This window comes from Paenisporosarcina sp. P4_E4_2 (assembly GCF_056401595.1).
The window spans coordinates 1-11,288 of record NZ_JBFUJC010000066.1; the positions used below are offsets into that span (position 1 = coordinate 1).

Annotated in this window: 8 protein-coding genes and 1 pseudogene; 4 read left to right on the forward strand and 5 right to left on the reverse strand. The window is 34.4% G+C overall.

The window, feature by feature from the left end:
- The first annotated feature begins 480 nt into the window (after positions 1 to 480).
- Positions 481 to 786 (forward strand): ATP-binding protein, encoded by a 306-nt coding sequence (locus tag AC1DSB_RS07150; RefSeq protein ID WP_477532553.1) that lies wholly within the window; start codon positions 481 to 483, stop codon positions 784 to 786.
- A gap of 333 nt (positions 787 to 1,119) precedes the next feature.
- On the opposite strand, the gene AC1DSB_RS07155 is transcribed toward AC1DSB_RS07150, so the two are convergent.
- Positions 1,120 to 1,365: a hypothetical protein gene (locus tag AC1DSB_RS07155; protein WP_477586245.1), complete on the reverse strand. Its 246-nt coding sequence runs from the start codon at positions 1,363 to 1,365 to the stop codon at positions 1,120 to 1,122.
- Between the two features lie 262 nt (positions 1,366 to 1,627).
- Between AC1DSB_RS07155 and AC1DSB_RS07160 the strand changes: the two genes are divergently transcribed.
- Positions 1,628 to 2,305: a response regulator transcription factor gene (locus tag AC1DSB_RS07160; protein ID WP_477586247.1), complete on the forward strand. Its 678-nt coding sequence runs from the start codon at positions 1,628 to 1,630 to the stop codon at positions 2,303 to 2,305.
- Positions 2,295 to 3,767, forward strand: coding sequence for a sensor histidine kinase (locus AC1DSB_RS07165; RefSeq protein WP_477586250.1), 1,473 nt, complete (start codon positions 2,295 to 2,297; stop codon positions 3,765 to 3,767). Before AC1DSB_RS07160 ends, AC1DSB_RS07165 begins: the two co-directional genes overlap by 11 nt.
- 652 nt (positions 3,768 to 4,419) lie before the next feature.
- On the opposite strand, the gene AC1DSB_RS07170 is transcribed toward AC1DSB_RS07165, so the two are convergent.
- The gene (locus AC1DSB_RS07170; RefSeq protein WP_477586252.1) at positions 4,420 to 8,613 is read right to left on the reverse strand and encodes a S8 family serine peptidase; all 4,194 of its coding nucleotides are present in this window, start codon (positions 8,611 to 8,613) and stop codon (positions 4,420 to 4,422) included.
- A gap of 536 nt (positions 8,614 to 9,149) precedes the next feature.
- Between AC1DSB_RS07170 and AC1DSB_RS07175 the strand changes: the two are divergent.
- Positions 9,150 to 9,512, forward strand: a pseudogene (locus tag AC1DSB_RS07175) (IS110 family transposase); the annotation flags it as partial.
- A 337-nt stretch (positions 9,513 to 9,849) separates the two neighbouring features.
- Here the strand turns inward: AC1DSB_RS07175 and AC1DSB_RS07180 are convergent.
- The 3 genes from AC1DSB_RS07180 to AC1DSB_RS07190 all read right to left on the reverse strand — a co-directional run.
- Positions 9,850 to 10,128 (reverse strand): hypothetical protein, encoded by a 279-nt coding sequence (locus AC1DSB_RS07180; RefSeq protein WP_477586254.1) that lies wholly within the window; start codon positions 10,126 to 10,128, stop codon positions 9,850 to 9,852.
- Between the two features lie 25 nt (positions 10,129 to 10,153).
- The gene (locus tag AC1DSB_RS07185; protein WP_477586256.1) at positions 10,154 to 10,885 is read right to left on the reverse strand and encodes a DUF5694 domain-containing protein; all 732 of its coding nucleotides are present in this window, start codon (positions 10,883 to 10,885) and stop codon (positions 10,154 to 10,156) included.
- A gap of 18 nt (positions 10,886 to 10,903) precedes the next feature.
- Positions 10,904 to 11,288, reverse strand: a 385-nt coding sequence (locus AC1DSB_RS07190) for a hypothetical protein (protein WP_477586258.1), incomplete at its 5' end; no start/stop codon positions are given.

The window sequence follows — 11,288 nt, forward strand, 5'->3', positions numbered from 1 at the left end:
TCATCATCCCACATTTCTACTTTTCTGAAAATTAAACTTAGGTAGTAACTTTTGTTGCTATTGGTACTATACCTGCATAAAACAAAAGCACTATACCAAGAGCGACATAATAAGAGTCAGGACTTTTTTTAAAAGTGATTGTTAATTAAGTGTGACTGGTAAGAAGCCTTCAATAGTTTTAGGAGCTACAGGGCATTATCAAACAACACCTGTAATCATAATTTGGAAGAACGCGGATATTTTGAGTGCAATTGAAGAAATAATTACAGACAAGATATTTGGATTATGTAAAAGTCGATCAATCAGGTGGGCATAAGAAAAGCTATTCAGCTTAAAGCTGCAGCACATTTGCTTAAAGGATTTTTTTGAGGATATTATTTCCGTGCTTTCTCATATCACTAAAGATAAGAATGTTACAATGACCTTAGATTGTGATAATAGCGTTGTTTATGGTATTTGTATCGTGCTTTTTACAACCTTGTGGAAAACGGAATTAAGTACAATATTGACGGCGGCACAGTTGAAGTTATTGTAAACAGATTAAGAAAGGAACAGGTTTCATTCAAAATTATAGATACAGTCATCGACATTGCCGACAAATACAAACAGAAAATTTTTGAACTTTTTTATCGTGTTGAAAAATCTCGCTCACGTCAACTGGGTTGTACAGGCTTATGTCTTTCAACTGTTGACAGCACTATCAAAAAACATAACGGTACGATTACTGTTACTGACAATGAAAGTAACGGAACTTGCTTTCATGTCATCTTAAATAGTGGGTCGTGATCAAAACATGTACTTGACTAAGAGCCGTAGTGAATCATTTCTTCGTAAACGTCAAATAGCGCCCAAGATTTTACATGGGCGCTTTGCTCAATACTTTAATTAGTTTTCTTTAGGACCTGGCAATCAGTTGGAATTGTCTTCAACTAATGTAAGAGTTGATAAAGTACTATCTAATCTGTTACTTCTACTTCGTCGAACAGATAAAGAGCGAGCTGATCCGGAATAGTTTCTAACTAGATGCACCGAATTTCTTTTTTGGTTGAGGTTGTACTTGCAACCATGTTAAGGATACTCTTTAAAGCTCAGATCACTATAATTTTTCAATTTGGATTGCTACTTTGTTACAGTTTCTTTTTTTGTCGCTTCAATTGCTGGAGTCATTACTGCTGCTGGWGTGGATTCAACTGTTGGTGTCGATCCCTCTTTTGTTGTYTTTTCTTCTTTTGGTGTCACTTTTACTGCTGGTGTCGATTCTACTGCTGGTGTSGATTCCTCTTCAAAAAGTGGAGAAGCTAAAGCTGATCCTGCAATTAGTGAAACTGCTAATGTCRTTGCGCCTACTAATAGAATTTTTTTCATTTCAAATTCCTCCTTATTTTTAATCGCTCTGCGATAAAGTATGGGATGTTGTTTCCCACACTTCTAATTTATCCAATTAATGTGACAACAATATGACGATGTAAAAATGTAGTGTATCACCCTGACATACGGGCAGTAACCTACAGTTTAATCACTTGCTTAGATAGGAAATAATGAGGCGTTGTCATTTTATCGACATATTCCAGCTATACACTAACGACTTAGCCCTAATTTTTCAAAGTTGTAGAAAGGATGTTTTGTAGTGAAGCGCATCTTACTTATTGAGGACGAATTACCAATTGTGCAGATATTAAAAGTATATTTGGAAAGAAAGGATTTTTCGGTGGCTTCCCATTCAGGCGAAGGTAATGTAGTTCAATTTTTTTTAAATTATAAACCTTCATTGGTACTTTTGGATTTGATGTTGCCTCAAAATGATGGGCTCGAGATTCTAAAACAAATCCGTCAATATGGTAGTTGTCCTGTCATTATCCTAACAGCTAGAGGTAGTGTGCCCGAAAGACTAGCAGGGCTTGGACAAGGGGCTGATGATTATATCACAAAACCATTCGATCCTGAGGAAGTTGTGGCTCGAGTTCAAGCTGTATTACGCCGTTCCTCACATTTAGAAGATAATGAAATAATTAGATTAGGCCATCTTGTAATAAATCTTACAACTTGTACAGCCTCTTTTTATGATGAATTAATTCCTTTGTCACCACGCGATTGGGGACTGCTTGCTTTCCTAGCAAAACACCCCAATCAATGCTTTACTCGTGATCAACTATTGGATTATGTTTGGGGTATGAATTATAACGGTGCAGATAGAGCTGTAGATGCTTCAATTAAAAGAATTCGTCAACACTTGTGTGATTGGTCATCAGATGAGGGCGAAATTAAGACAGTACGTGGAACGGGGTATATGATACGTGTTAACTAGCTTACAGTCTGAAAAAAGTATCCCTTTACTTCGTTTTTGGACTCGAAAATATGCGGGTGTACTAATAGCCATTCTTATCATTTTAGGGATTATCGCTGGTGTATTGCTAAAAGTAAATCAAAATCAACAAAGTTTTCAAATACTACAGGCGAGAGCTGAACAACTTAGTGATTCATATATACGCGCTATAGATATAATACAATCACAACCAAATTTTCAGCAAGATCAATTACCTGTCACACCTGCTGCACCTTCTACACCCGCAATAGCAACGGAAGTAGCGCGTCCGGTTGCTCAAGATTATATGCAAGTTTTTAATGAAGAGGGTCATAATCTTGTTAACTTTTCGAGTCTAGATATATCAATATCCGAGACTCTTGCTAAAACACCACCTACTATAGAAAGTGTTCTAAGCGGTAAAAAAACTAAAGAAAAAATTGAATATAAAGATGTTACATGGCTGCGTGTTGGCATGCCTCTTAGTAAAGATGGGAATGTTATTGGTGCTTTATATTTAAGTACCCCTTCACCAGAATTGTTTTCGGAAAATATAGAAACTTACGGACTTCTTGTACTTATTATTTTAGGTGTCGCATTTGGAGGCTGGCTTGTAATATATCATCTTTCTAGAAAATTAATACTTCCCTTACATCAATTAACTGAAGCTGCGAGAAAAGTTTCAGAAGGAGATTACTCACCGAATCTTCCTTCAGCAACCAAAGTTAAAGAGGCTGAATTACAACAACTATTTTCTTCTTTTAAGATAATGACAAAGCGTTTGCAACAACTTGAACAAATGAGAACTGATTTACTTGCAGGTGTTTCTCATGAATTAAGGACCCCAGTTACTTCGATTCGTGGGATGATTCAAGCCGTCCAAGGAGGCATTGTCACTGGTGAAACAGCGGATCAATTTTTAGTAACAACGTTAGAAGAAGCTAAGAGAATGCAAAAAATGGTAGAAGATTTATTAGATTTTGCTTCGTTAGAATCCAGCACTGTTCATGGAGTGTTTGTATTGTTCCCTCTCTGGGAGGTAATAGAAGAGGTAATGCAACAGGTTCATTCCATAGATGGTTTTAAAGATATAGACTTTGATGCCTCTCCTTTAATCAAACCACTGAAAATAGTTGCCGATAGAGGTCAAATTAAGCAAATTCTACTTAACCTCTTAATGAATAGTGCAGGAGCAGAAGCTACTAAAATCACCTTAAGCATGACTATTGAAGATAAAAAGCTGTACCTTGATATATCAGATAATGGTAAAGGGATTGCAGAATCAGAAATTCCTTATATTTTTGAACGATATTATCGAGGAGACAGTAAAAGAAAGAAGAAGCAGGGATTAGGACTTGGGTTACCATTAAGTCGATTACTTGCTGAAGCTAATAATTGTGAATTGTTCTTAGTATCAACCTCACCGCATGAAACTATATTTCGTCTCATGTTACCTATTGAATGAACAATTAAGTCAGTTTTGGATCAGATGGAGGAAAGAGGCATTTAATAGTTTTGTTGTTTCCATGCATTTCCTTCGGCAATAACTGGTATGCCTCCATTTAATGCTGCATTGTTGATAAAAGTATTGTTTAACTATTATATTAAAATAAAGCAAACTAATAAAGCTTAATAATGGTGGAATTACTAATCAATCCTGAAAAAAAGGAATGTCACTTATCATAAGAGACATTCCTTTTTTACCCTTTTATATCATTAAGTTCACTCAGTAGCCTTTTCAAATAAATAAAGAGCTGCTTAACAGCTAATGAATCATCAAATTAAGCACTTGTTTTTTGAATAAGAGCTGTCCTCTTCCGATTGGAAAAGCTGATTAGTTTTAAAAATGGCTGTAAAAAGAGAATCAAACATCTTATTCTTTGTTTTCGTTATAAAAACAAAGCAGTTCAGCGATCTTGTGTATCCTGTCAATGTGTACCCTAATGGAACTGATGCTTTTTGAACGCAGAGAGATTGATTTCAAAAGTAATTAAAAAACCTTAACCCAAAAAAATACAGGGTTAAGGCTACTTAAAATCTTATTTAATTACTGCCCCTATTTACTGTAGTAAGCCAAAAAAATGGTTCTTCGTTTGATTATAGAAACTAGCTTAGGATTATTTTAATCCTAACTGATTTAACACAGTATCTAATGTAGAACCTTTATACTTAGTTTTCGCTTTAGGTGGATTTGGAACTGTACTATTTTGTAATCCATAGTTTTTAATAAGAAGATCCATATCCTTTTTATCAACAACTCCATCGAAGTTCAAATCTGCACCTGATTTATTTGTTCCCCAATTTGTTTGTAGGTATAATGCATCCATTATATCAATTACATTATCTTTATTTGCATCTCCAGCTTTAGCCTGAGCAAGTGCAGAACCAAATCTATATCCGATTGCTTCTCCTCGAACGTCATAAGATAGTACTAACGACTTATACATCGTAAAATGACCTGGTACATCTACTTTTAATGTAGAAGCATTTTTATCAGCTTTCATTCCATCTGCAATGTAGCCTCCATATTTGTTTTCTATTGGAGCCTCAATAACAGTTTTACCATCATATGACGTTACAGTTACTTTTGCACCAATTTTGGTTTGATCTAACGCGTAATTCGTTTGGCCTGTTAAAGGATCAGTCGTTCCTTCTAAATTCAAGTTACCATTTATCCTTGAATATGTGTTTTTCATTTTAACACTTTCCATATAAGTATATACATTATTTGTTACTACATTTGATTGATCAACTGTAGTTCCAGTCATTTCCATGTCAAACCAGTTAACAGAGAAATTTGTATTTGGCGTATAATGTTTAACTGTATTTAAATCGAAATTAACTAATTGCATATCTTCTGGTAATGCTTTATTTCCTAAATAGTTAAAAGTAATTGTATAAGTCGTATCAAAATCATCAGATGTTGATGTTACAGAAACTTGTGCATCCCCATATTGCTTAACTGCATCATTTACAACAACATTATTAATTGTAGCTAAGTCACCATTGTCTTTCATGACTGGAATTGTAATCTTTGATGTTTTTAGGTTTTTAATATTATTCGAACGAATAGAATAATTTATAGTATCTCCGGTAGAAGCGGCTTGTTTATTTGCTTTTAAGTAATAGTAAGGGTAAGTATTAGAAACAAAAGCTACCCTTAGCATTGACGTACCATCTGAAGTAAAGTTTCTTGCATCATCATAAGCATAAAACTGAACTTTTAAAGGTGTAGACCTTTTTTTCACTAGTATTTGATCGTTGTAATTTCCATTTTTATCAGTGTTAATTGGAAATGCTGAATATGGACTATCGTAAAATGAAACCACTGCATTGCTTGATTGATCAATTGGAATTCCAACACGATTAGCATCAGCCACTTCAGGATCATTTACATTAATATTGAAATCATATAAATATTCTCCATTTGAATCGAATTGACTATCATTATATTCAATAACTTTTTGATCTAACGAATCAAAACTTGATGTCATTGTTGGTTTGCCTTTTTCGAAGATGAAATCCGCTACTTTCGTAAATACTTTCCCCTGATCATTTGTTCCAATCATTTTTAATTTATAGTTACCTGTTTTTGCATCAACATAATCACTGTTAATCGGATTTTTCGAATCACCTGTAAACGGATAGTAACCCCCAGTGAATGCAATAGGAATACCATAAACTTGGTTTTCATTCAAAATTCGAGGATCAAAAGACCCTAGGAAACCAATATCTTGACCCGTTGAATCTTGTAATACTACATCTAAAGTCTTCATAAAGGACTTTATTGAGAATTGAAAACCAAGGAATTGCATGGCATTTTCTGGCCAACGTGTATCGCCAGAATACATTGGACTTCGTACTGTAAAGGTATCAATCCCTTCATTAATAACACGTCCGCCAAATGGAATTTGATACGTTTCAGTTGGATCTGCATTATTTGTAAAGACGATATATCCCTCATATGTTCCTTTTTCGGCTGTTTTCGGAATGTTTAAGTCAAATTTAATTGATTTTTGACTAGTTCCATTTAATTTAACTGAAGTTGGACCTGTTAAGGTCACTCCATTTTGAGCTGCATCTTTGGAATCTCTTAATCCTGTTTGGAATTTAACATTTACACTAAATGTTTTTGCTTTTTCACTTCTATTTTTCACTGTAATATTACGTGAATCATTAATATCTTGGTCATCAAATCCATATGAACCAAAACTGATTCCACCCGTTAATTCTTTGATTATCTTTTGTTTTCCCTTGAGACTTGTAGGTGTTTTATCTACTACTTCAAATTCAACATTCGAATGAATTGCTTCATATGCATCAACACGACCACTACCGATTTCAAATACACTATAAGCTTTTGAAAGTGRATCAGCCGTATTCATTAAAATTGATTTAATGTCTGCAGGCTCAAGATCCTTATTCGATTGTAATAATAATGCTGAAACACCTGCCACATAAGGGGTTGCCATTGAAGTTCCTGATAAACGCTGATATGCATATTTATAATCTTCCGGTTTTGTTCCATCYACTGTTTTATCGTTTACGTAAAATGGGACGGTTGAAAGAATCGAAACACCTGGTCCAGTTACTTCCGGTTTAATGTCATAATTYATTCGWGAAGGACCTCTAGAACTAAATGGTGCTAACTCATCGGATGCTGTTTGTATCTTAGTAAAATCGCCAAATGTGAAATCAGTTTTACCAGTTTTTAATGCTTCCAAGATCGTTAATCCTTCTTCATTTGAAACAGAGAATGAAGGAATCGAATTAACTGATTCACCTAAAAAGGACTGAATTGCACCCTCGGCCTTGTTTGCTTCATCATTATACATGATAACGCCAGCAGCACCTTGTTCCTTGGCATACGCTATTTTAGAGTCCAATGTATAAACTCCTCGGCTCATGAGTACAAATTTCCCTTTTACGTCTTTTCCTGAATAGCCCGCTGGATCTCCGAGTCCCACATCAACAAGTTGGAGAGTTTTTCCTTTTAATGTAGATAAATCATCTTTATAATTTTTTGCTAATTGTCTTAAATTGTAATTCTCCCCATTATGTGCACCTGCATATTGATAAATATCAATTGCAACAGATGATGCACCAACAGTTAACGCTAAGGCTGCAGCACCTGGTGAACCTAGCGTATAATTTTTATCGCCACTATTCCCCGCTGCAACAACAGTTGTTACTCCACTTAATACTGCATTGTTTACAGCAATTGAAGTTGCATATAATGGATCATTAAGTGAATTACCTAATGACATATTAATAACATCCATATCATCCTTCACAGCTCGATCGACAGCTGCAATTATGTCGTCACCTTGTCCGCTGCCATATGGTCCAAGCACTCGGTACGCATAAATATCTGCTTCTGGTGCTGCTCCAACTGTTGTATACTCAGTATCCTTCGCTACTCCACGGCTTCCAATAATCCCAGCAACATGTGTACCATGWTYWGTGTAATAAACCGAKGATCCATTAGATTCAGGTTYTCCTGATTTCTTCCAATCCGCATAAGTTGTTTCCATTGGATCATTATCATCATCGACAAAATCATRTCCACCTTTATAAGCATCCTTTAAATCTGGATGGTTATAATCAATTCCAGTATCTAGAATACCKATTTTAATCCCTTTACCGGTATAGCCTTCTGCATGTAAACGGTTTAATCCATCATAAGGTGTATAATTTGCGATATTGAATTCATCTGCTTGTAATGGATCATTATCTTTTCCTTGAACAGGMGGATCAATCGTAAACGTTTCGTTACTCCAAACTGATTTGACTACTTTTGATTTTAATAGATTYTKAAYTTGATTTGCAGGKARACTCATTGAAACACCATTTAATGCATTTTTATATGAGCGATTAATCTTATAATTTACTTTTTTACTATTTTCACCAATTAATACTTGTCCCAAATCTTTTTGAAATGTTTCATGATCTTGATCAACTAAATTTGATGCTTCAGAATCTGATAGTTGTTGACCTTCTGATGCCGCTTCAATCTTAGCAACTTTTGCTGGTTTATTTGCAAACTCGACAATTACATGGGTTTGTTCCGTTGTCGTTAAATCAATATCMGAAGAAAKTTGAAGACCTGTTGATTCATTTGTAGYCATCTGGTTAAGTGCWGCTCTTTGTTCTGGTGTTAAATTAGCAAGTAAATTTTCAGYAYTCGAATAACTAACCGCTTTCGCAGTAGTTGGTACTTGTACAATAGAACTTAAAATAAAACTAGATGATAGAGCAAATACAGCTAAGCTTTTYAMGACCTTACTTTTGTTGTTTGCTTTTTTYCCCATTTTCTTCCTCCMAGTCTCTGTCTYYTTATTAMATATGTAGTGCAATGAATTACGAAACAATGATTCTAATAATAATTTTTTTGTTTCTCCTTTTCCTCATTAATCCTCTCCCCTGCCTAACTAAATAGTAGATTAATACATTTGTAAAAATGTAAAGGTTTCGTGCTGATGACTTAACTTCACATTTAATACACTGATCTGTCTTTCAACATCAGGTTAAAATTTTTCAACTAATCTAATATCAACTGGGAGTTTATCCAACATTTATTCATTCAATATTCAGAAACATTTCCCAGTTAACCCTCATCATCCCACATTTCTACTTTTCTGAAAATTAAACATAGGATGTATCTTGTGCTGTTCTTGGTTCTATACCTKCWTAAAACAAAAGTACTATACCAAGAGTGACATAATAAGGGACAGGACATTTTTTTATAAGTGATTTTTAAATAAGTAAACGGAACAAGTTGATTTCGAACGGCATAAATGACTGCCTGTGTTACTGGCAAATTACTAGTTTATGTGGAGGAGTTAGAATGAATTCAGTCGTTGGTCTGGATGTTTCAAAAGGGGAAAGTCAAGTTCAAGCATTTTTAGATAAAGGCAAACCATATCGTAAGAGTTTTAAAGTGTCTCAWACTGTTGAGGGGCTTAGTTATCTTGAAAAGCGTTTCTTGAGGATGTGAAAAGAGTGATTGGTAGGAGGCCTTCACTAGTTTTAGAAGCTACAGGGCATTATCAAACTCCTGTCGTCATTACTTGGAAGAACGAGGATATTTATAGATTATTATCATCCGTTGATTTCATACAATGAAAGATGATCAAGTTTAATAAAAGTGAAGACAGATGCCGTTGATGCCTATCTTCTCTGTGAGTTGTTCTATAAAGAGGAGTTAGAGTAACGCATTCGTTAGTTGTATAAGGAATTAAACGTTTAAGTTTTTTATGGCCCTTAAGTTTTAATTGATATCCCTATATTAATAGCTTGGATAACGTAACTTTCATGTTCTTCTGATTTAGAATCCAATTTTGAATTCATTTGAATCAATTAGATCGTTAATAATCACCGTTATAAATTTTCTCTCCCAAAAAGTTACCTCCTTTTTTGTGTATAAAGTCGTACATTCTCTTTTTACCTGTCAGTTAGTTCAAGAAGATCTGCACTTTAGTTGAATGATGCCCACCTTCTCAATTTTTCCTTTATTTGTTATTCAACTAATTTGCCTTTTCTTTACTTTAAGAAAGTTTGTTTTTTTCTTTTAGATATTTTAAATAAGTATCTTTATCTTTGAGATGATTTGATGAGCCATCATCTCCTACAACATTTTTAGAGTCTGTATCAGGAGTGGGTGCAAGGATACCAAGTCTTTTGTGAATTTCGTTAAGTAAGGAGACCCCGTTAACCAAGGAACCAACAACAATTCCAAAAGCAATGCAACCACCAATGATCGGACCCATAATAAATAGAAAATAACCTAAAAGTGCAAATAACACTATTGATAGTAGAAGTTTCATTATTCATTCCCCCTCTTATAACAATCTACAAACAAGAGACCTCAACACATTCAACTTTCTGAGATTCATTTAAATATTGTTTCAACAAATAGGCATGCCCTGATCCATATAACACAAATATACGTTCATCTTCGTGTTCAATAAGTTCAAGGAGATTTTTAGTAATCATTAAGTTTCGGTATAACCAGTAATGTGACACCCAGGTTAACCCTTCTGCATCACCTTCATCAATCATTGCCATGTCCATGTAAATTGAGTGATTGTCTTTTAAACGAGCAGGTTCATTAATGAATTTAAGTGTATCGACTATCGAGTGCTTCCACATATATTCCTGAAGATCTTGCATTTGTTTTGTTGCTGTTTGTACTACCATTTCAAGCTCATGTCTTGCTTTGGCTGTTTGGAGTTCATCTAGGTTAGGCACGGTGTCGGAAGTTCCATTCCAGTCGACAGCAAAAATGGTTTTATGATTACATGCTTTAGCAAGACGAAAAGCAATTTGATCCCTTTCGTGTTGTTGCAATTTATACGTTCCATTTAAGTAAGTCTGAAATGTATTATCTAATCGCTCTTGTTGATTWTTATCCATTTCAACAACAATTTTTGTCGGAGAATATTGTTTGAGAAGAAGGATAAGATCTTGAAAATCTTTGTCTTTAAATAACCTCTTATCATCATCACTCAACTGTGCAGCATCACCGTTATTTATTGCATTCAGATGAAACGTTCCTAATATAAGCACTTTCGCTTTTTCCATCTATACATCCCCATCGAATTATTTAGTATTTTGTACAAAACTCAAGATTAAAGGTGAGATAATTAGTACAAAAGAAACTAAAATCAGTGTCAATGAAACAGTTTTTGAAAGCTTTTCTCTGCCAATTACTTTATTCCAGCCAGAGAATTGCCACTTATTTCGATACAAAACAAAAAGAATTAATAAAATAGCTACTGCACCTAGCCAAGAATATGTTTCATTCACTTCAAATCTTGTATATATGTTTCCTGTTACGACCGCACCCAAAGTACCAAAAAATATAAAGATAATAACGATACGTAGCAGTTCTAATAAAGTATTCATTCTGCTCCACCTTCTTAAAAGAATTAATCCTTTCATTTTTTCAAACGAAAAAATTTGTGAATGTGCAGTTGTATCATAG

Excerpts from the sequence above, each read along its gene's own strand:
- AC1DSB_RS07180 (WP_477586254.1), bottom strand. The coding sequence starts at position 10,128 with ATGAAACTTCTACTATCAATAGTGTTATTTGCACTTTTAGGTTATTTT.